Annotated in this window: 17 protein-coding genes; 4 read left to right on the top strand and 13 right to left on the bottom strand. The window is 55.1% G+C overall.

Annotation, left to right across the window (positions count from 1 at the left end):
• From SH467x_RS06815 to SH467x_RS06775, 9 genes are all read right to left on the bottom strand, one after another.
• Nucleotides 1-2,160, bottom strand: coding sequence for a type I restriction endonuclease subunit R (locus SH467x_RS06815; protein WP_482370526.1), 2,160 nt, complete (start codon nt 2,158-2,160; stop codon nt 1-3).
• Complete coding sequence (locus tag SH467x_RS06810; RefSeq protein WP_482370525.1) at nt 2,157-3,197, bottom strand: PDDEXK nuclease domain-containing protein; 1,041 nt, start codon at nt 3,195-3,197, stop codon at nt 2,157-2,159. The genes SH467x_RS06815 and SH467x_RS06810 overlap by 4 nt, the downstream gene beginning before the upstream one ends.
• A 266-nt stretch (nt 3,198-3,463) precedes the next feature.
• Nucleotides 3,464-4,582, bottom strand: coding sequence for a restriction endonuclease subunit S (locus SH467x_RS06805; RefSeq protein ID WP_482370524.1), 1,119 nt, complete (start codon nt 4,580-4,582; stop codon nt 3,464-3,466).
• Nucleotides 4,582-6,246, bottom strand: coding sequence for a type I restriction-modification system subunit M (locus SH467x_RS06800; RefSeq protein ID WP_482370523.1), 1,665 nt, complete (start codon nt 6,244-6,246; stop codon nt 4,582-4,584). The genes SH467x_RS06805 and SH467x_RS06800 overlap by 1 nt, the downstream gene beginning before the upstream one ends.
• A gap of 376 nt (nt 6,247-6,622) precedes the next feature.
• Nucleotides 6,623-7,189, bottom strand: coding sequence for a four helix bundle suffix domain-containing protein (locus SH467x_RS06795; RefSeq protein ID WP_482370522.1), 567 nt, complete (start codon nt 7,187-7,189; stop codon nt 6,623-6,625).
• Between the two features lie 200 nt (nt 7,190-7,389).
• Complete coding sequence (locus SH467x_RS06790) at nt 7,390-7,653, bottom strand: DUF4404 family protein (RefSeq protein WP_482370521.1); 264 nt, start codon at nt 7,651-7,653, stop codon at nt 7,390-7,392.
• A gap of 80 nt (nt 7,654-7,733) precedes the next feature.
• The gene (locus SH467x_RS06785) at nt 7,734-9,128 is read right to left on the bottom strand and encodes a DUF1501 domain-containing protein (RefSeq protein ID WP_482370520.1); all 1,395 of its coding nucleotides are present in this window, start codon (nt 9,126-9,128) and stop codon (nt 7,734-7,736) included.
• Nucleotides 9,122-9,991: a hypothetical protein gene (locus SH467x_RS06780; protein WP_482370519.1), complete on the bottom strand. Its 870-nt coding sequence runs from the start codon at nt 9,989-9,991 to the stop codon at nt 9,122-9,124. The genes SH467x_RS06785 and SH467x_RS06780 overlap by 7 nt, the downstream gene beginning before the upstream one ends.
• Nucleotides 9,992-10,007: 16 nt before the next feature.
• On the bottom strand, nt 10,008-11,267 hold the full coding sequence (locus SH467x_RS06775) for an LL-diaminopimelate aminotransferase (protein ID WP_482370518.1): 1,260 nt from the start codon (nt 11,265-11,267) through the stop codon (nt 10,008-10,010).
• Nucleotides 11,268-11,350: 83 nt separating this feature from the next.
• Between SH467x_RS06775 and SH467x_RS06770 the strand changes: the two genes are divergently transcribed.
• Nucleotides 11,351-11,722: a hypothetical protein gene (locus SH467x_RS06770; protein WP_482370517.1), complete on the top strand. Its 372-nt coding sequence runs from the start codon at nt 11,351-11,353 to the stop codon at nt 11,720-11,722.
• 102 nt (nt 11,723-11,824) lie between these two features.
• Here SH467x_RS06770 and SH467x_RS06765 read toward each other — a convergent pair whose 3' ends face one another.
• Nucleotides 11,825-13,984 (bottom strand): redoxin family protein, encoded by a 2,160-nt coding sequence (locus SH467x_RS06765; RefSeq protein WP_482370516.1) that lies wholly within the window; start codon nt 13,982-13,984, stop codon nt 11,825-11,827.
• 144 nt (nt 13,985-14,128) lie between these two features.
• Nucleotides 14,129-14,665 (bottom strand): SixA phosphatase family protein, encoded by a 537-nt coding sequence (locus SH467x_RS06760; protein ID WP_482370515.1) that lies wholly within the window; start codon nt 14,663-14,665, stop codon nt 14,129-14,131.
• Nucleotides 14,666-14,833: 168 nt separating this feature from the next.
• On the opposite strand from SH467x_RS06760, the gene SH467x_RS06755 reads away from it, so the two are divergent.
• Nucleotides 14,834-16,219 (top strand): tetratricopeptide repeat protein, encoded by a 1,386-nt coding sequence (locus SH467x_RS06755; protein WP_482370514.1) that lies wholly within the window; start codon nt 14,834-14,836, stop codon nt 16,217-16,219.
• A 68-nt stretch (nt 16,220-16,287) separates the two neighbouring features.
• Nucleotides 16,288-17,448, top strand: a complete 1,161-nt coding sequence (locus tag SH467x_RS06750; protein ID WP_482370513.1) for a glycosyltransferase family 61 protein — start codon at nt 16,288-16,290, stop codon at nt 17,446-17,448.
• 38 nt (nt 17,449-17,486) lie between these two features.
• Here SH467x_RS06750 and SH467x_RS06745 read toward each other — a convergent pair whose 3' ends face one another.
• Complete coding sequence (locus SH467x_RS06745; protein ID WP_482370512.1) at nt 17,487-18,464, bottom strand: N-formylglutamate amidohydrolase; 978 nt, start codon at nt 18,462-18,464, stop codon at nt 17,487-17,489.
• 2 nt (nt 18,465-18,466) lie between these two features.
• The gene (locus SH467x_RS06740; RefSeq protein WP_482370511.1) at nt 18,467-19,075 is read right to left on the bottom strand and encodes an RsmD family RNA methyltransferase; all 609 of its coding nucleotides are present in this window, start codon (nt 19,073-19,075) and stop codon (nt 18,467-18,469) included.
• Nucleotides 19,076-19,161: 86 nt separating this feature from the next.
• Here SH467x_RS06740 and SH467x_RS06735 point away from each other — a divergent pair, with 86 nt between their 5' ends.
• Nucleotides 19,162-20,673, top strand: coding sequence for a peptidylprolyl isomerase (locus tag SH467x_RS06735; protein ID WP_482370510.1), 1,512 nt, complete (start codon nt 19,162-19,164; stop codon nt 20,671-20,673).
• Nucleotides 20,674-20,694: the final 21 nt, after the last annotated feature.

Below are 20,694 nucleotides of genomic sequence, written 5' to 3'. Positions count from 1 at the left end.
CTAGGTGAGAAGTGCCTTTTTTCCTGGGGAATTGGCGGTTGTTCGAGTCCCGTGCCCTCCGCCTCCTGAGCCAGTGTAATCGACAATCACACCACTGTGCTTGCCGGGGTACACCCGATTCGCGCGGGCAATGGTCTGCATCAGCGTGTGATTGCGCATCGGTTTGTCCAGATACACCGTCGAACAACTTGGCGCATCAAAGCCCGTTAACCACATGGCGCAAACGAACACCAATCGCAATGGATCGTTCGTGTCCTTGAACTTCTCGTCGAGCGCAGGCTGCGATTCGTTCATGCGTCTTCGGTGCGGCTCGATATCGACTCCAATCTTCTTCATCTGCTCGATCTCGTTCTGCGCCGGCGAAACGATGACCGCCATGTCGGTCGTGCTGAGCACCTCCAGCCGCTGCTGTAGCGCTACCTGCTCAGCCTTGGACAAGTCATAACGGCTTAGTTCTTTCTGCACCCGTGCTGTTTCGACAGCCCAATGATTCCTAACCTTATCGTGCATCCGCAGAGCGGTGGCTTTGTCGATGGACACCACCATCGCTTTGCCTACGAACCCGCGTCCTAAGAAATGTCGCACAATGTCCGCCGCTACCGTCTCGAGCCGATCGTCGCGTGTGATCAAGTGGTATTGCCGACCCAGCACCTTCTCAAGCTTCTCCTCCTGCTCCGCGTCGAGTTCCGCGTTCTCGATAAGACGGTAGATATCGTCATTGAGATCGGGATTGATCAGCTCTAGCTCCGGAGTGCGATTCTCGTAGAACAGAGGTACGGTCGCCCCATCCTCCACCGACTGCTGGAAGTCGTAGATCGACACATAGTCGCCAAACACCTCCTTGGTCCGTTCCTCCCCCGCGATCAAGGGCGTTCCCGTAAAGGCCAAGAACATCGCTTTCGGAAGAGCAGCGCGCATGTGGAGAGCCAGGGTATCGTACTGGCTGCGGTGCGCTTCGTCGGTCAACACAATCACATCGGAGCGATCGGTTAGCATCTCCGGCGTTTGGAACTTGTGAACCAGCGTGAAGACATAGCGATGGTTACCACGCAACAACTCACGCAGATGGGCACCGCTGCTGGCGTGGCAATGGTCTCCCTCCGCCTCGCTCACTGCTCCCACCGTCTTGAAGGTCTTCGCGATCTGCTCGTCCAACTCCACCCGATCGGTGACGACTACAAAGGTCCAGTTGCCGGCCAGCTTTCGCAGAACCTTCTGCGCAAAGAACACCATCGAAAAGCTCTTACCACTCCCTTGCGTTTGCCAGAACACTCCTCCCCGGCCATGTCCCAGCTTGCGCGCCTCGAGCATCGATGCGATGGCGTTGTTCACACCGAGGAACTGATGGTTCTGGCCAAGGATCTTGACCAGTCCTGCCTTGTGCTCGGAGAACAAAGTAAAGTTCTCCACCAGATCAAGCAGTCGGGTTGGGTCGCATGTGCCGCGCAGCATTACCTCCAACGACACGCGACGCGGCTCGTTCTCACTAGCGATACGCTTCCACTCGAAGAAACGTTCCCAGTCGGCGGTGAGCGAGCCGACGCGGCTATCGGTGCCATTGCTGGCGATCAGCAAGGCGTTGAACCAGAAGAGTTGCGGGATCTGATGTTTGTAGTGGGTAAGGTTCTCGTCGAAGGCCGCTCGAGCCGGCACGCCGGGCTTCTTAAGTTCGATCACTACCCAGGGTAGGCCATTCACAAATCCCACCAGATCAGGCCGGCAAGTATAAAGGCTGCCTACTACGCTGAGTTGGCTGACCAGCAGGAAGTCGTTCTGCTCAGGCTGTTCCCAATCCATCACGCGCAGCCGTTCTGTCTTCTGGCCACCGTGCTCACGGTCGGGGATAGAGACCGGGATTCCCTCTTTTAGCAGCCTGTAGACTTCGCGGTTCGCGGCCTCCAGGCTCATCGCTGAGCGGTCGCGGGCAAGTTCATCGATGGCGGTTTGAATGGCCTCTGCAGGCGCGTCGGGATTGAGTCTTGTAAGTGCTGTCCGCAGGCGATCCACCAACACCACCTCGCTCTTGGTCTCGCGACCGAGCGAGCTGCCGGTGCCGAAGGTTTCGTCCAACGCCGACACCGTTTGCCAGCCCAAGGCGGCAAAAAGTCCGATGGAGGGCTGCTCGACGAGCTGTTCTTCGGTGTAGGCGTGAGGGCTCATACGTCCTCCGTCGCTGAGTCGTCCGCCAGGGCTTGCTCGATCGCCTCGATGCTTGGTAGGCTGGATTGCAGGTCGGTAGGCAGGGATTCGATCAGTCGGTATTCGGCGATCCCCATGGGTTGAGTTTTGTCACACAAGGCGTATTCAGCCACCACCTTGTTCTTTGACTTGCAGAGCAGCAGCCCAATGGTGGGATTGTCATGCGCGTTCTTCATATCCCGGTCGATCGCAGTGAGGTAGAAGCCGAGTTTGCCCAGGTGTTCGGGTTTGAAGTCTCCGGTTTTAAGCTCGACCACTACGAAGCATCGCAGCTTGAGGTGGTAGAAGAGCAAATCGATAAAAAACTCTTCACCGCCTACGTTCAGTAGCACCTGTCGCCCGACGTACGCGAATCCCGCCCCTAACTCCAGCAGGAACTCGGTGACATGTTTGACCAGGGCATTTTCGATTTCACGCTCTTGTGCGTTCTCGGTGAGGCCCAAGAAGTCGAAACGGTACGGGTCTCGCAAGCACTCGCCAGCCAGATCGGATTGTGGCTTGGGCAGTGTGACCGGAAAGTTGGTCACCGCCTGACCACTGCGTTCTAACAGACGAGCTTCGATCTGCATTACCAGCACATTGCGCGACCAATGCTGCTCGATGGCTTTGGCGGCATACCAGCGGCGTTCATCAGCGGTCTTCAGCTTGTCGAGGAGGGCGATTTGGTGATACCACGGCAATTGTGCAAGCACCTCTTGCACAAATTCGGAATCCGGCCACGCGTCGGCAAAGGCACGCATGTACTTAAGATTTCGAGGCGAAAAGCCTTTCATATCGGGAAACGCATTGCGTAAATCCTGTGCCAGCCGATCGATCACCTTTGCCCCCCAGCCATCACGGTTTTGACGCTGAAGAATGTCACGCCCGATCTGCCAGTACAGTTGCACTAATTCGCGGCTAACCGCCAGCGTCGCCCGCTGTTGGGCACCATGAATCCGGGTCTTAAGCTCCGCCAGCCAGACGGCGTAATCGGGAGGCAGCGGTACGATATCAGGCATGTCCGGAATTCCCCCCCCTGAAAGCCGGTTTTGCGAAAAGCTGATCTTCGGAGTAAGCGTGAGGACTCATGACGGAAGCCTTATTTTGCGGAGCGTTAAAACTCCACAAATTACTTTGTGGAGCCCGTAATCGAAAACAGACTCCACAAAGTTTTCTCGTGAGCTGTTGCGAGCCAAAGCGGCATTCGGTTGGCCGACCAAGGGAAGCAACAGTTGGTAATCCAAATTGCGTAACGGCAGTGCGTCAGGGATATAGGGCTGTGAGCTCATGAGGCGATAGCCTCCACATCGATCTGGCCGGAGAGCAGACGAGGCAGCAACAGGTCGCGAGTGCGGCGGAGGTTTTGGGTTTGGCGGGAAAGCACGAGAATCTCCTCGAACATCGATCGTGCGAGACGGTGAAATTCGGCCAGAAGTTCTGTGGACGGCGCAACGATTTCCATCGTCTCGAACTTCCCCTTGTTGACATTACCCATCGTCGCACCGTTCGAACCAAGATTTTCAAGTGTCTGCTTGGCATCCTGAAGACGAAGAAACAGAAACTCCCGGCTGACCTCGTTCTCCAGTACCACAGAATTGATTTGCTGATTCGTCTGGCAGTCTTCAGTTGTGATGGAGACGACGCCAATCGTCCCAATGCAGCTCACGCAAATCGTTCCAGCGGGCAGCATCTTGTTGACTTGTGATTTCGCTCCTGTTGGCGAGAGCCTTTCACTCGTCCCGAGGATGAACATGTTTCCGTGCATGTCCGGCGTCTTCACGAACGGCACGTCTTCCCCATAGAAGTCTGCATTGGCCTTGCTCGGCGTTTTGCCGGTGATGACTTTTCCGAAGTGCTGAACCGTCTTTACCTCCCACCCCTTTGGAATGTCACCGAGGGGAGACGGGACGCGGGGGAGAGGGATTTCTATGCTCTCAACTTGAGATGGGCTGACTTTAGCTTGACTGGCGGCACCGTGAGCCTTCATGGCAATTGCGTGCAAAGTCTCTTGCTCGCTCAGTGCATAAAAAAGGAAATTCGCGTCACAACGACCTAGGTCTTTAACGACTATTTTTCCGGCGCGTTGGTTGAGCAAACACCGAGGAAGATCCACAGCATGTCGTGCAACGCGCCCAACCACCGAGTTTGGTTGCGTAATATGCGAACCTGTAAGCGAGATTAAAATATCGCCCCTTCGCACGTGGAATCGGTCTGGGATGGCCAGATACTTTTCGTCGACGTGGTCAGCGTCGGACAGGTCAACAAAGCCGACACGAATGTTCTTAATCTTGATGACCGGGATTCCTTGCTCCCCGAATTCGCTACTCTTGAATGCGTAGCCTGAGATTACGTTCGCAACGTCGCCTAATGGTTTCTTGAGACAGCCCACAGAAATTGCAGACATCAACACGCCTCCAAAATCCCCGCCACATTCGCGGCGATGGTTTGCTCCAGCGTGCGCGCTTGGGCGTTGAGGGTTTCGAGTTCTTCGTTCAGTGCTGCCAGCTGCGTCTTGAAGTCCTCGTCACTCACCTCCTCACCCGGCGCCACGCCCACGTAGCGGCCAGGGTTGAGCGACCAGCCTTGCGCTTCGATCTCGGCAAGCGTCGCCGCCTTGCATAGGCCAGGGACGTCGGCATACTTGGGCTTCTTTCCAAAGACTTCTTTCAGCTTGGCCGCTGTCTCCTCGCCACCCACGGTCAAGTCGATTGCTTCGCCGCGATAAAGGCGAACCAGGTTGGCAATAAAACCAATTTGCGCTTGCGTCCAGTCGCGGTGCGCGCGGTCAACTTGCCGGTAGAGGTGGCGAGCATCGATGAAGAGCACCGTGTCAGCACGCGACACCCCCTCACCCCGACCCTCTCCCCCAAGGGGGCGAGGGGGCAGAGAAGCTTTAGCTTTATCCAGGAACCAGAGGGTGCAAGGAAGCGTGACGGTGTAGAACATGTTGGGGCCGACGGCGACCATCACATCCACCGCCTTCGCCTCGATTAGCTTCTGCCTCAACTCCTGCTCGCTGGAGCGTGCATCGGAGGCCGAATTGGCCATGACGAAGCCGGCGCGGCCTTTGGCATTCAGCGCCGAATAGAAGAGTTGAATCCAGAGGTAATTGGCGTTGTCGGTGCGCGGCAAACCAAAGGGGAAGCGGCGGCCGGGGCCGACCGAGTCCTTGAGCCGCTCTTTATCGACCGCGTTGACGTTGAACGGTGGATTGGCGAGGACGAAGTCAAACTGGCCGGTGGCACTGTGGGGGTCGTCGTAGTAACTGTTGACGTTGCCACCATGACGGATGTCCCCCTCCAGCCCATGCACGGCGAGGTTGAGGCGGGCAAGGCGGCCTGTCTCGTCGGTCTTTTCGACCCCGCAGATGGAAAGCTCCGCGGCGGGGTTCTGATGGTGCTCGGCCACGAAGCGGGCTGATTGCACGAACATGCCACCTGAGCCGCAGGCAGGGTCCAGGATCCGGCCATGGAAGGGCTCGATCACTTGAGCGAGCAACTGCACAATGCTGGCCGGCGTGTAGAACTCGCCACCACCTTGGCCCTCGCTCATGGCGAACTCGCCGAGGAAGTATTCATAGATGCGACCGAAGGCGTCGAAGTCGAGCGTGGCCGGAATCTCGGAGATCTTCTTGAGTAGCTCCTTGAGAAGGGTGCTGGTGAAGAGGTTGAAGGTCTTCGGCAGCACACCACCAAGCTGCGTATTATGCTTCTCGACCTCGCGCATGGCTGCATTCACCTTGGCACCAATGTCGGCCGCCTCGGGTAAATTCAGCAAAAAGTCAAAGCGTGCTTCAGGGGAGAGGTAAAGCACATTGTCCGCGTGATAGGCGGCGGGTTCATCGACGCGACTGCCACGGCGAGACGAGGCTCCTGCCTTCTCGAGTTTCGCCCGTTTGGTTGCGAAACGCACCTCCGCGAAGCGCAGGAAGATCAAGCCGAGGATAGGGCCGGAATACTCTTGAGCTTTCAGTCCTGAATTGGCGCGGAATTGGTCTGCAGCGTCCCATAGTCGTTTTTCAAGTGAAGCGGAGCCAGCGTCTTTTTCAGATAGGGCAATCCAATGCATCAATCACTTTCGGGGTGCGATAAACGAGTCAGTTTGTTGGGGATGATTTTGTAGCGACCGGCTTGGCTACCTTTTTCAGTAGCTTTTCCAGGTCTGCTCGCTTGAACAGGCGATGGCCATAGTCTAATGAACCCTATACGCTTTCGCACCTCCCCACCCTGTTTATTCGATACCTTGATACTCGGTGAGCCTGAACATTATCCTGTCCATCCTGTTGATCCATGTTGGGTTGCTACATGAGTCGCGGCACAAGCCTCGGTTTTCAGTCACTCGCAGCCGTTCCGTCTTCTGGCCACCCTGCTCGCGGTCGGGGATCGAGACCGGGATACCTTCTTTTAGCAGCCTGTAGACTTCGCGGTTCGCTGCCTCGGAGAGCTCATGAGCCTCCCCGCTGCTGGTTGCTTCGGGCGTCCAGTCGGGCGCGGGTCATGCGCTCGCGCAGGCCGCCTTCGGCAAGGAAGGCCTTTTCCAACGCTCGCAATTGTTGGTCCAACAAGTAGTTGGTCTGGTGTATCAGGCAGATCAGGATATTGGCCACGATCTCAGGAGGTCGAGTGTCGAGATAGGTCCTATAGGTCTCGTAGGACACATCATTCTTAGCTCCCAGTTTGCGAACAAACATGGCTTCGCGGGAATCCTTTTCCCAAAGTGAATGGCTTCCGGTGCGCAGAAAATCTCGGTAGTCCTCGAGTAGTTCTTCTAAGCTAGCGCGAGCCACATTGACAAGTTTGATTTCTGTTTCCTTCGATGTGGCACTGGCCATGCAGCCTTCGAGGATATTTTGTTTGCCAGATCGCGCGGCCTGCACCATCTGGTCCACGGTACGGTCGCGTCGGTCGAGGAATCTTTCACAGAAGAGGACCGTACCGTCGTATACGATACGGGCCTTGCGGAAGGATAGCAGATCCTCGTACCCACCGTGCGCAGGAATGAAGCCGGTCATGGTTGGTCTCACAGTCGGGTGTGGCACTTTACGGGCAAGTGCGGGGGCGATTGTTCCGGCATGCCGGCTTCTTAGAAAAGACCTAACTAATATAGGACTTATAGGACCCATGGGCCATATGGGACCTATAAGATCAATAGGTCCTATGAGTCCTATAAGACCTATCGCGACGCTCTTTTGGAGAAGCTTTTGCAGGTTGGCTAGATACCCATATCGGCCAAGCGTTCGACGACTTGCGAAACAATCTTGGTCAGCTGCGGATGGTTTGCTTCTAACTCGTCGACCCAAGCCTGCAGGCGGGCCGAGAGGCTGCTATCGAGTGAGTTTTCGTCGCTTGCATTCAGAGAGTCTTGGATCTCGTGCGCGATACGCTGGAGCGACTCTCGCGTCTCAATATCTAACTCGGAATTTGCTTGTAGCTGTTCATGGAGACGTTGCAGCGTTTGAATCAATTCGTTCGACATACCATTCCTCTCCCTCACCTAGGGATTTGTTCCGATGAATCCAGTACTTGGTGTAGTCCGTTTGGAAGCCTACGATCGTTTCAAGCCAATATCCCGTGCAACACGTTGCCATGGACATCCGTTAATCGCATGTCGCGGCCGCCAAATCGAAACGTCGACTTGGTGTGATCGATACCCAACAGATGAAGCATCGTAGCGTGGAGATCATGCATCTCGCATTTATCGCGGATCGCGTGGTATCCCCATTCGTCGGTTTCCCCATAGATCGTACCACCCTTGACTCCTCCACCCGCCATCCAAATGGTGAATCCGAATGGGTTATGATCCCGACCATCGGCCCCTTGCGCAAAAGGGGTTCGTCCAAATTCTCCCGCCCATACCACGAGGGTGGACTCGAGCAAGCCTCGGTCTCGGAGGTCTTGCAAAAGAGCACCGATGGGTTGGTCGACGGCGCGCGCGTTCGACTCGTGCCCCTCTTTTAGTTTGCTGTGCTGATCCCAGCGGTCGTGACCGACGTTGGGGCAAGTCAACTCGATAAAGCGGACTCCTTGTTCCACCAATCTTCTTGCGAGCAAGCACTCTCGACCGAAGATGCGAGTCGGCTCGTATTCGGCTTCGAGTCCGTACATACGCTGCGTTTGGGCCGTTTCTTGACTGATGTCGCAGAGCTTGGGAACTTCGGCTTGCATGCGAAAAGCAAGTTCGTAATTGGCGATTGCGGATTCGACGGGGTCGCTCTTTCCGAAGAAATCTCGCGTCTCTTGGTCAAGAGTCTGAAGCAACTGCAATTTCCGTCGCTGTCGTTCAGGCGACTTTTCTAGCGGCGTCACGTTTGCGACGCTCTGGCCATTCGGCCGCAACACCGATCCTTGATAGGTGGCTGCCAAGAAGCCATTGCCAAAGCAGTCGAGGCCGCCGGGGGGTGTTAGTCCGCCGTTGAGAACGACGAATCCAGGAAGGTTTTCGTTTTCGCTGCCTAGCCCGTAGGTCACCCAAGCCCCCATGCTCGGTCTTCCTTGCAAGCCACTACCGGTATGCAGGAAGTAATTGGCGAACGTGTGCTCGGGAAACTGGGAGGTCATCGAACGGACGACTGCTAAGGAGTCCACTTGTTTGGCAACATGAGGAAAGAGAGAGCTGACCTCAATGCCCGATTCGCCGTGCTTTTGAAAGGTCCAAGGAGTTCCGAGCACCGTGCCATTGTTATTGAACTGGGTCGGTGCCACCTTGAAGAAATCGGCTGGGTTCTTTCCGTGGTGTTCTGTCAGGAGCGGCTTGGGGTCGAACGTGTCGACTTGCGAAGGCCCTCCGTCCATGTACAGAAAGATGATACTCTTGGCTTTCGCCGGATGGTGCAGTGGGTGGTTACCGCGACTCGTTGCCAAGCCATGCTTTTGTAGTATCGCCGTCAACGCTATAGCACCGAAGCCATTCGAAGCTCGCTGCAACCACTGACGTCTCGATGCGATCACCACTGCAAATATTCCTCAAGGGACTCACGGATACCGTCCACCGGTGGGGTAACTCCCGTCCAGAACGCGAAGTTTGCCATCGCCTCGCAAACCATCCATTCTACTGGCTCGATTGGAAGAAAACCACGATTTAGGAACTGCTCGCGCGCTTTTCGCCCCTCGGAATGGGATGTGGCGTCCAGACATACAAACCGAGGTGTACTCTCCCATCGCAATCCCAATATCGCCTTGATCGTTGCTAAATCCGGGACGCGTTCCAAGACGATGGTTGACCATTCAGGCGCCCCTTTCGAGTCAAACTTCTCATCGGTGCTTAGACTTGTTCCGGGAATCCATCGATCCAGCTCGTATTCCGGTCGAGGACGCGACAAGGCCAGTGAATCGAAGAGAGATTCTGACCCAACCAATAGCGTTCTTGTCGCCTTGGCTGGCGCCTCGGCGCCCAATGGCGAATCCGGCGCGAGTTCGTGTTTCTCGGACTGGTTCGGCGCATCGATTTGCTTCAAGTTTGCGTTGTCGATGGCTTGCCAGACGGCGGTTGGAAAGAGATTGTCGCCTAGCCAGGAGTTTCCGTCCGATCGGGCAACGGTCACCTTTTGGAGCCGAAGCGCTGATTGCGTGACGGTATCGAGCCAGGGGATGATGAGCGACTGGAACGGATCGAGCACTACTAGTCCTTGCATCCCGAGTGCTTGGATTCCGCGCACGGCGGTTTCGAAGCTCTCCTCGGCCACTTGAGACGTGAAGAACCGCCAATCCAGTCCGCAGTCTTTCGCAGCTCGCGACATCACGAACTGCGTTGGGTTGCCAGCGACTGGATTGCCGATGCAGCAGACGATAGGTTGAAGTGCAGGTTGCAACGTCATGCGGGGAGCTGCGAATCTAGAATGTGAACTGAAGAGTTCCCAATCGCTTCTTGGTCTCCGCCATCATGGCGTCTTCCGCCGCTTCGCTGTCCGCTTCGTACGTAACGGAAAATCGCAGGTGCGGTCCAGCATCATCCCATGGAACTGTAACCATCGAGTGCTGCGTGATGAAGTATTGTGATGCTTCCTCGGCATTGGCGAACGAAGGTCCTCCGGCAACACCCGTTGGCGACTTCGTGTAAAGGAAATAGCTTCCACCGGGCACCTCGCATTGAAATCCGCATTCGCTCAGGCACGCGACGAGCTTGTTCAAGCGACGGCGATACTTTGCGTTGATCTGGGCAGGGATCTCTGGGGAGTCAAGGCCGGCGATCGCAGCGCGCTGGATCGCTCCGAACTGGCCGCTGTCGCAGTTGTCTTTGACATCCGCAAAGGCTTGGACGATCTTTGCATTTCCGCAAACCCATCCAATTCGCCAGCCGATCATGTCGAAGCCTTTGCTCATCGAATGAACTTCCACCCCGACGTCCATCGCTCCTGGAACTTGGAGGAAACTCAAAGGTTCGCCTTGGAACGTCAGCAAGATGTGGGCGGCGTCTTGAACAATGATAAACTTCTTTTCACGAGCTAATTCAATGATTTGCTCGTAAAACTCGCGGGTCGCGACTTGGCCGGTCGGGCTGTTGGGATAGTTGACGACCAGCATTTTGGTCTTTTCCCAGACATCGTCGGTTATCTTGGAGAAGTCGGGAAAGAAATGGTTTTCTGGGAGAAGCGGAAGACGGTATACCGTGCCGCCGTAGTAACGAGTGTGCGTGCCGGCGACCGGGTATCCTGGGACGGTCATCATGGTGATGTCGCCTGGATTGATGAAGCATGCAGGGAGCATCGACAAAGCGGTCTTGCTACCGATGCAATGGTTGATTTCGCTGGCCGCATCGAGTTCGACGCCGAACTGACGCTTCATGAAGCGCGAGACCGCTTCTTTGAAATCCGCCGTGCCGTTGTCCATGTACCCGCGGTTCTCGGGGCGGTTGATCTGAACGGCCATCTGTTCGCGAACTTTGGTGTTGGCCATGGAATCGTTCTCGCCGATCCCGAAGTCTAGGAGCGTGCGATTGGGGTAATCGGCCAGCGCCTTCCGTTTGGCTCGCTTGATCTTCTCGAACTTGTAGATCTCGTTTCCTTTGCCGTAGGAAATACCGCCGATGCGATCTGCGAAAAGCTCTTGAAAATAAGGATCGGCCGAAGCGATAGGTTCAGAAATCGTTGCCATAAGAGGGTGCACTCTGTTGTCAGTCAGGGTCACAAAATCGAGAAACAAAAGAATTCACCTCCATCATAGGTGATCAGCTCGATTTGTCGATTGCAGCAAAGAAAGGGGCCCGTGCAGCAAAGAAAGGGGCCCGTGCAGCAAAGAAGGAGCCGGTGCAGCAAAGAAAAGGGCCGGTGCAGCAAAGAAAAGGGCCGGTGCAGCAAAGAAACGAGCCGGCGGGCTTCTTGCCTGGGAAAAGAATGACGAGACGCAGCCACCGCGCACTCGCCGCTCTCATTCGAGCGGCTATGCGGAAAGTCTACGAAGAAACGATGCTGGGGATTTACATCGCCAGCATCGTATCGAAGAAGAATGCCGTATTGGTCCGGCTAATTATTTCTTGCGGTGACGGATCCGCGCTCGCATCCGCCTCTTCTTTCGACCAATCTTTCGTCGACCGCGTCCTGTCTTCTTAACACCCACGAGCAGTAGCTCCAAAAAATGTTGTTTCTGTTACGTTGCTTGGAATTGGAGGGGAAGAGCGTACCCACCTCCAGACGATTCGGCAACCCCCAAATTTACTTGCCAGATGGCGAACCTGGTCTTTGGGGGGGGCGTTGTCCACCGGTGTTGCCGGTGGCGGGGCGATTATTAGGGGTAGTAACCGGGCGGCCGGTCGGGGAGGCCGACGGAGTTTTCGCGTTGGATTTGTTGGTAGAGGGGGCTGGCTTCGTGTTAGGAAGCTTGGCTGCTCTCGCATTGGGTGCACCCTCGGTCAACGCCTTGAGAGCGTCCTCCATATCTTGGGTGAAGTGCGCGCCGCGCTTGATGACCTTGCCATCTCGATCGACCAGAATCGTAACCGGGACGCTCAACACGCCGAGCCCAACGGCGAGATCGCTCTCGAAGCCGCTCCCTTCGTGGATGTGAGGCCAGGGGGCAAAGCCGGCGGGTATGGAGGTCGCTGCTTTCTCCCGATCGGAGTCCAGGTTCACACCGACGACCCCAAACGCCTTGGGGTTCTTCGCCAGTTCTTCGCGAATCTTCTTCATGTCTTGCTTGCATGGCTCGCACCATGACGCCCAGTACTGAATGACGACCGGCATTCCAGCGAACTGCTTGCTGTCGAATGTTTTGCCGTCCAGCGTTTTGCCGGAAAGGCTGAAGGTTCGTCCCTCCAAGCTCAAGCGGGCGATCGCACCGGACGCTTTCTTCCCTTCATTCGTGGAAGGGAATCCGTCTGCTACCTTCTTGTACCAAACTTGGGCTTCTTTCTCCTCGCCGGTTAACTCGTGATTGAGAGCGATCTGGATCATCGCATCCGCTGCGTCCGGGCTCTCGGAGTATTTCTCGGCGTACGCTTCCAAGTTTTCCATGTGGTCCCCTTGGAGTTTGGCAAAGTTCACGTTTTCGCCCAAGCTCTTGACTTGGTAGTCGGTCGTCAGGACTCGATATGCGACGTAGGGCATTAGATCCCTGCCACCTGGGATATTGGGCAATTGGGATTCGAAAGACTGCAATCGCTCAAGACCTTCGGGATACTCACCTTGCATCGCTGCTGAGCTAACCGAGTCGACAAACTGCCTTACCCAAAGCTCCATCTCCGATGTACCCTTCGATGAATTGATCAAGCGGACCATGGTTTGAGCTCGTTCATCGTGCAGTTCGGATAGCTTGCTGGTGTCTCCAACGGCAGCGCGGATCTGGGTGTCGATCTTCTCCAAATCGGAGAGGAGGGACTGCATCTCGCCAGTCAACCCACCAGATCCTTCCTGCGTTGTCACTGGCCGACCGCTTGCAGCGACCGTCGAGGGGAAGAAGAATCCACTCTCCGCGATCATTGCCCCGTCGCTCACCGTTTTTGGAAGGTCCGCCAATTTCCACGTTGCGCCGAGTTGCACCAATGTTCCAACCATTAGTTGTTGGCTGGTTCCTTCGTTATCGATAATGGAGATGACATTCTCATAAGCGACCACGTCCTGCGTTGCACCGTCAGTGCCTGCGGGCACTACACCGGGCTTGTCGGCTGCAAAGTGAGCCCATTTTGTCGTGGATTGGACCAACTTTTGGGAGCGCACGAACTCGGCAAATCCTGTTCGGGCCGCGAGAACTCGTTCCACTAATTGCTTGGCCTTTTCTTCGCCAAGCCCCATTTGCTTGATCTCTTGCTCGGAGGGGAGCAAGCGGCGGAAGCGGTCTTCATCTTTAGCCTTGATCGCTTCTACCAACTCGATGGTCACCTCTTCGGGCGACATCATTTTCCAGGAATCGATGGTTCCATCTTCGTTTTTATCGATTCCCCAGCGCGTTCCTCCCGTTCCCAGCCAGCGATATTGATCGGCTGTGGCGTTGAAGTCGCTGTCGATATCACGATAGACCTCGATACCATCCTTGAAGTAACACCATTGATCTACTTGTCGGTCGCCGTTTGCATCGTTGAATCGGCGAAGGATCTGACCATTGGGGCCGAATACCGTTAGGCCATCGACGCCGTTCTTCGACTCGTAGCGACTGGTGCAGCCTTCCGCATCTTTTTCGGCCACTTGGTCGTACAAAACACTCGACTGCCTTGGCTTGTATCCCAACGCCTTGGAAACTTGTGGGTCGACATCGACGCCAGAAGCGGTTGGACCTGCGACGGACAGCACGATTGCAGCGACTGGAATCGAAGCCCAACGGCTCCATGCCAAGTTGCTACGAATCCATCCGGTTAACCAAACTTTGGGTTGTTGACTCATTCCTTTGACTCCAGAGCAGTCCAGCGAACCGCGGCGCAGTTCGAAAGACCGTGCATTGAGGGATCGACTAAGGCGCGCGCTTCCAATGCGTCGTCGCTTCTCGCGCGGAGTCTAGCAAAAGGGCTCGAGCCAGTCCAAGACCATTCAAGAGGATAAGCTGCGGGGTGTCTGAAATGCCAGCAAGTTCCAACTTCCAGACTCGATCTCAGGCACAAGCTCTCCAATCGGGCGATCGTGACGGGATTCAAAGATAGCAATCGCCGCCGTTGGGACCTCCAAGTCGCGTCCGGCCAAGGCGCTCATTAAAATCTCCATGCCTGGATTGTGCCCGAGAACCAGCAAACTCTCCTCGTTGGGGTGGCTGTGATAAGCTGATCGAATGGAGTCCCAAATGACTCGTGGCTCGGCGAGATAGAGTGCGTCCAACCACTCGACCTTCAGATCGTTAGGGAACTTCGAAGCATCCCGCATGGTTTCCAAAGTCTCCCGCGTGCGCACCGAAGTGCTGGAGAGGACGCGATCGACGCGGCGATTCTGCGAATGGATCCATTCAAAAAGCCAGTGTGCCATTCGAGGCGCCGCAGCACGACCCCTCGCGTTGAGCGGTCGCTCCTTGTCGCTGAGGCCTGGCTGGCTCCAGTCGCTTTTGGCGTGCCTCATCAAGATCAATTGTCGCTGCACAGGATCCCTTTCGATGGATAGGTTTCGTGAAAGTCAGGGAAGAGGGCTCCAACTCGACCCGTCTTGCAATCGTTCGAATCGGGGGGGTAGGATCCAGATTGTCCAGCAATCGACGCGGCCCGCGAAGCTTCCTCAACCCTCTGTCACCTAGATTCTGTCACTTAGATTATGCCTTCCACCGAAGAAACGCTCCAACACGCTTGGAAAATTCACCAACAAGGGAACGCGGCACAGGCAGAGAAAATCTATCGGGATGTGTTGCAACGAGAACCGAATCACGCGAACGCCTGGTGCTACTGGGGGATCGCCATGCATGATTTGCGTCGCTACGAACAAGCGGTCCAAGCCTACGAGAATGCGATTCGATTGCAACCCAACTTCCCAATCGCTTGGAACAACATGGGAAATTCCTTGCGGTACATCGGGCGCGTGGCCGATGCGGATGCCGCGTTTCAAAACGCATTGGATCAGTCGCCGCAATACTTCAATGCTCTACGAAATCGAGGCACCCTCCATGCTTGGACGGGCCGAATCGATCTGGCCTTTGAGTACTACTATCAAGCCATGCAACTCAATCCGCATGATGCGGAACTTCATCGCAACCTCGGCGTGATCCATCTCTTGCAAGGAAACTTCCAAGAGGGTTGGAAGGAATATCGCTACCGTTGGCAATGCGCGGAAGCTATCCAACACCGCTACCGACAGCCGAAATGGAATGGGGAGTCACTCGAAGGAAAGACGATTCTTCTTTACGCCGAGCAAGGCCTCGGGGATACACTCCACTTCGTTCGATTCTCCGAAATCCTCAGTCAAAAGGGCGCGAGAACCATTCTCCACATTCAACCCCAACTCTTAGCCATTCTTCAGCAATGCAAAGGGATCGGGGAACTGGTTCCCAATTCATTACAAGTCGAATCACCTTTCGATTACCACTGCTCTCTGATCGATGTTGCGGATATCCTTGGCATCGAAGCCAGCAACATACCTTCACAAGTCCCATATCTGTTTGCAAAGCCGAACTTGATTTCCTTTTGGGCCAACGGCTTGCAGCGAGCTATCCCTCCCTCCCCCTTTCGAATCGGGCTGAACTGGCAAGGGAATCCGGATCATCAAGCGGATATGTTTCGATCCTTTCCTCTGAAATCGATGGAATGCCTAGCCGAGCTAGAGGGGGTGCAATTGATCAGCTTGCAGAAAGGCAAAGGAACGGAACAGCTTCAACAATGGCAAGGTAAAAAGATTATCTATTGCATGCCCGAGGAAGTGGATCAATCGAGCGGTGCCTTTATGGATACGGCCGCCATTCTGCATGCCTTGGACTACGTCGTCACCAGCGATACGTCTCTCGCGCATCTATCTGGTGGTATGGGTATTAAAACCTGTTTGGTGCTTGGTTTCACTCCCGATTGGCGCTGGCTCCAGTATCGCTCTGATTCTCCTTGGTACCCGACGATGCGGGTGTTTCGTCAGACGGCTATCGGCGAATGGGATCCTGTGCTTCGCGAGGTTAAAGAGTTTCTTCGTGGCGAATTCGCCAAACCTCGCAATAACTGAGGCTCATGGGTGGATTGTACAGTTGCCATTGCCATTCAACCTGTTGACCCGCTTATCAAGGGATGGGCATGAAGGAGTATGATCCGCTCGATTTTGCCAATCGCTTGATTCGGCACAAAAAATATCTCATCCCTGCCGCTAGCTTGATGCCCTGGCTTCCGCGCGAGGCCGCACCGAAAACCTTCGGGACATTGGATGAGACATGCAAAAAAATGGTACTGGCTGGATCTACCGAAGTACCAGAAACGACAGTCAAAGCCTTTTTTGATCGTGGCGTTCGCGAGTGGAAGGTAACTGGGGTGCTGGAACACGAGCAATCACTCTATGTTTTACCTGGCGGTGGTTGCGTTGGCCGAAATGGATGCCTTGTCTCATCGGATCACCGCGCTATCCGTGAAACGGCGTTTATGGGGAAATACGGTGTCGAGGGTGTGAAGTCTTTTTCGATGCTTGACCCCCGGCATTGGATCCATCGCCAACGAGGAAACCTCACGGCGCGACGCTCGATCCCGCGACCGCAACGCATTCCCGGGACTGCGATCTCGATGAACAACTGCAGTTGCCACAACTTCTTTCACTGGCTCACCGAAGTAGCTCCCCGCGCCTTGGCCGCCATGCAGTTCGAATCGAAGGGAGCGATGACATTTATCGTCGATCATCAGAGCGCGTACCAAAGGGATATACTTCAGCTCCTTGGGACGAAGCCTTCGCAGTGGATTCAACCGCATAGCCACCTCCATCTTCAGCCGGATCAACTGTTGTGGTGCAATGAGCCGACATCGCATCTGCTCGGCGAATTCGCCGCCCGTATTCAACGCAATGGGAAATTGGCGAAGCGTTCGTCTAAGAAAATCTACATCAGCAGAAAAAAGGCTTCGCACCGGAATCTGATCAACGAGCAAGAAATCGAGATGCGGTTGCGATCCGAAGGTTTTGAGAGTTACGACTTTGAAGCGTTGCCTATCCAATCCCAAATCGAACTCGTCTCTTCAGCGGAATCGATTGTCGCCTTGCATGGTGCAGCTTTGGCCCATCTGCTTTTCGCATCGCCAGGTACCAAAGTGATAGAGATCTTTCCTGTATCGAGGCAGAATTACGATCTCTATCCGCGGATCAGCCGGATGCGGGGGCTGCGGCATTGTTTGGTTCTCGCGAGCCAGTCAAAGCATCGTCAGCAATTGCAGGTGCAGTGCACCGACTTGTTAAACGCATTGCAGGATGCATTATAGGAGCCGTAGTGCGTCGACCGGTTGGTAAGGCGCGGGGGCTAACGTTCCGTGGTGGCTGGCTGGGGGCGTTGGGGTTTCCACTTGGGAAGGTAGAGTTTGCTGTATTGGACGATTGCTTTTGCAAGCTCACTGGCAATTCGAGATCTACTTTCTTTGGTTCGGTAGACAGCCCCCAATTCAAGCTGCATGGCATCGATTCCGATGGCTTGGTGACTTCCATAGGTCTGGACAATGTAACCGCCCGTGAACCCAGCCTGCTCTTTTCCGTCGAAGGGATCTGGGTGAACGATCCAGCCAGCGGACTTTAATAAGCCGAAGAAACTTTCGTTTCCATTGTGCGATGCGCTACCATAGTCGCGGATCAATCGGCTGACCGTTTTACCGTTGCTGGTTCCTCGGAAGACGGTGTCGCGACGGGATCCCTGGCCGTGGATGTCGAGCAGTAGGCCTTGCTGGTACTGGTTGAGGATTTCTTCTGTGAATTTCGCCATCGAACGGTGATATCGATCGTAGACCGATTGCATTTCTTCATTCTCGAAAGCGATTGAGGAGGGGCGGTTTGGATCGAGGTATTTGCGATGTGTTGCGGAGATAACGAAATAAGGCTTCTCTCCGAACTCTTCAGCAATTGCGTCAACGACCTCCATGGCTAGTTCTTGAGTTCCACCATCACGGCCGACAAAGAAGCCACTCGGGCCGGTTTGGAGGCCTTTCCCTTCGCGGGGGGCGACGCCAGGGACCCCCAAAGTTCCTCCATGCGGTGCGGAGATGAGGATGGGAATGGTCCCTTCTCCTACCAGAACCAGTTTCTCGATCGCGTCGGTCGTTTGGGTGGAATTCTGGATTGGAGAGGGGCGAGCGGGCTCTGAGGGTGGCTGGCTTTGGGCAAGTGAGTTTGATGTGAGGCAAAGTGCAAGCAGAAAGAAAAGAGTGTCCGTCCAGGACTTTCCGATCGTCTGTGAATGCAATGCTGGCTTCTGCGAATCAAATGCTGGGGGCTGGTTCTGGCGACGCATGATTAGGATTCTTGCGTTGGAGGATATTTTTCACCAATAGCCATGCGAGCAGGTTTGTAGGTGCGAACGTCCCACTCCAGCTCTTGGGGGAGGAAGTCGAGGGGAGTGCGTTCCTCCAGCTCAATCGCGAAGAGAGATCCATACGGGGCGATTCGCAACCAGTTTTGTAGCAAGGTTCGCATCCCGTCAGGATCTTCCTCCCAAAGTGCGTACGGAGGGCAGCAGAAAACCACCCAAGGCAGCTCGGGAAGTCGGAGCATCGGCAGATTTCGGTCCATCGAAGCGCTCCATCGCAAAACGTCATTTTGGATCACGACCAAACTGTCGTCCACGCCAAGGGTCTTCGCATTGTTGGTAATGTCCTGGGCGGCTCCTCGCAAGATCTCGAATAGGACTGCGGCGGAGGAGCCCCTCGAGAGAGCCTCGAATGCCATAACACCGGTCCCTGCGAAAAGATCGAACGCAATCGACTCCGGAAGCGTACCTCCCAACAAGTTCATGACTGCTTCGCGTGTTCGATCCTTCATCGGCCGAGTTCTCGGGTCGACCGCGAATTGGATCTTTCGCGATCGAAATTCTCCGCCGATGATTCGAAGGTTTGTTTTTTCCAAGGGATTTCTACTCGCGGGACAGAATCGACAAATGAACTTAGAATATGATCGTAACCCAATCCGACCCCCTGACTAGAGTCTTCTGGATGTTCAGAACCTTGATTCGCTCCCTCCGTCCATCGCCAAACACGATTCCTTTTACCTCGAACGCTAGCCGCGGAAGCTTGGCTTTTGTCACCCGGAGCTGCCGTTATGTGGCATGGGTGGGGGGGATGATACTCTTGCCCGCTTCTTCGGTTTGTGCGCAAACCCAGCCCCCGACAGTCGACTCGACACGGCCTAGTATTCGGTGGGACGACGGCAGTGTACGGCTGGGGGATGGTCACGATCACGCCGGTCACGATCATGCTGGACATTCCCACGCGTTAGGGGAAGAGACCCGCGAGGAGCGCGCGTTGAAGGCCAAAATGACTCCCGAGCAGCGAGCGGAGTTCGATCGAAAGAAAGCGGAGGCGAAGTCGCGCGAGGCTCAGGCGAGAGAGTTGCGATTCGCCTTCATACCGGATGAAGACACATCAGAGGAAGCCAAAGCCTATCGTGCAGCCTACGCCGAGTTTCAGAAGGCTGTGACGGAATTGATTATGGCCATGAATCGGCATTCGCTGGCCTACGAGATCAATGAAGCGAAACAAAAGGAACTGGATGATCTGTGGAATTCCTCTCTCTCGAATTGCCACAAGGCCCGTCGCATTTGGATTGAGCAATGCGCGAAGACGTACCTTGCCAATCCACAAAAGTACGCATCTCTCGGGCTCTCGCTGAAAGAGATGTTCTTATTCGATGCTCAGCTTGATCGCGTTGATGTTTGGAAGACTTCGCTATCGGCAATGCTCGAACTGGATCCGAACCTTTTGGATGGAGAGCTTCTATTGGAACTCGTGTCAGCTTGTATCGCGAATCAAGAATACGACTTGGCGATGGCTGCGGGAGAGTTGCTAAAGCAGAAGCATGAATTAGTCGAATCGCAGCTTCTGTTCCTCAGCAACTTGCCTCGCATGAAAGAGGTTTGGGAAAAGGAGAAAGCGAAACGGCAGGAGGAGAGCCAGCGGGATAATAATCCGAGGATTGAACTGGCGACGTCGAAGGGGAGGGTTGTAATCGAACTTTTTGAAGACGATGCTCCCGAGGCGGTTGCGAATATTATCTATCTCACCGAACGGGGGTACTACAACCGCAAGGCGTTTTTTCGGGTCGAGCAGCACATGGTGGCACAAACCGGCTGCGAAAAAGGGGATGGCACAGGGGACGCCGGTTATACCATCCGAGGAGAGGTGACTTCGGAGTCGTATCGTCCGCATTTGCGAGGGAGTTGCGCCATCGCGCTGGGGGCGAAAGATGGTGGACCGGATTCTGATAGCGGAAGCTCCCAGTTTTATATCGCTTTCACAACACTCGAGCACTTGGACGGCAAGTACACGGTCTTTGGACGTGTGATCGAGGGGATGGAGAATGTGTCTCTGTTTCGCCAGATGAATCTAGCCGATGAGGAAGAGAGCAAAGAGCAGAAAAACCCGGACTTCATCATCGAAACCAAGGTGCTTCGAAAGCGCGACCACGAATACAAACCGACTCCTGTGCGTGGTAAGCTTTTCCGCTGAAGCAGCTGAGCTTCGTTCGCT

It is taken from the genome of Brakhagea slesvicensis (assembly GCF_052161625.1).
Classification (GTDB): domain Bacteria; phylum Planctomycetota; class Planctomycetia; order Pirellulales; family Pirellulaceae; genus JBKCUI01.
Note: the sequence above shows the minus strand (reverse complement) of the source record. Positions and strands in the feature narration are given on the sequence as shown.

Excerpts from the sequence above, each read along its gene's own strand:
- SH467x_RS06790 (WP_482370521.1), bottom strand. The coding sequence starts at position 7,653 with ATGTCGAACGAATTGATTCAAACGCTGCAACGTCTCCATGAACAGCTA.
- SH467x_RS06810 (WP_482370525.1), bottom strand. The coding sequence starts at position 3,197 with ATGCCTGATATCGTACCGCTGCCTCCCGATTACGCCGTCTGGCTGGCG.
- SH467x_RS06780 (WP_482370519.1), bottom strand. The coding sequence starts at position 9,991 with ATGACGTTGCAACCTGCACTTCAACCTATCGTCTGCTGCATCGGCAAT.
- SH467x_RS06750 (WP_482370513.1), top strand. The coding sequence starts at position 16,288 with ATGAAGGAGTATGATCCGCTCGATTTTGCCAATCGCTTGATTCGGCAC.
- SH467x_RS06735 (WP_482370510.1), top strand. The coding sequence starts at position 19,162 with ATGTTCAGAACCTTGATTCGCTCCCTCCGTCCATCGCCAAACACGATT.
- SH467x_RS06765 (WP_482370516.1), bottom strand. The coding sequence starts at position 13,984 with ATGAGTCAACAACCCAAAGTTTGGTTAACCGGATGGATTCGTAGCAAC.
- SH467x_RS06815 (WP_482370526.1), bottom strand. The coding sequence starts at position 2,160 with ATGAGCCCTCACGCCTACACCGAAGAACAGCTCGTCGAGCAGCCCTCC.
- SH467x_RS06745 (WP_482370512.1), bottom strand. The coding sequence starts at position 18,464 with ATGCGTCGCCAGAACCAGCCCCCAGCATTTGATTCGCAGAAGCCAGCA.
- SH467x_RS06805 (WP_482370524.1), bottom strand. The coding sequence starts at position 4,582 with ATGTCTGCAATTTCTGTGGGCTGTCTCAAGAAACCATTAGGCGACGTT.
- SH467x_RS06795 (WP_482370522.1), bottom strand. The coding sequence starts at position 7,189 with ATGACCGGCTTCATTCCTGCGCACGGTGGGTACGAGGATCTGCTATCC.
- SH467x_RS06775 (WP_482370518.1), bottom strand. The coding sequence starts at position 11,267 with ATGGCAACGATTTCTGAACCTATCGCTTCGGCCGATCCTTATTTTCAA.
- SH467x_RS06800 (WP_482370523.1), bottom strand. The coding sequence starts at position 6,246 with ATGCATTGGATTGCCCTATCTGAAAAAGACGCTGGCTCCGCTTCACTT.
- SH467x_RS06755 (WP_482370514.1), top strand. The coding sequence starts at position 14,834 with ATGCCTTCCACCGAAGAAACGCTCCAACACGCTTGGAAAATTCACCAA.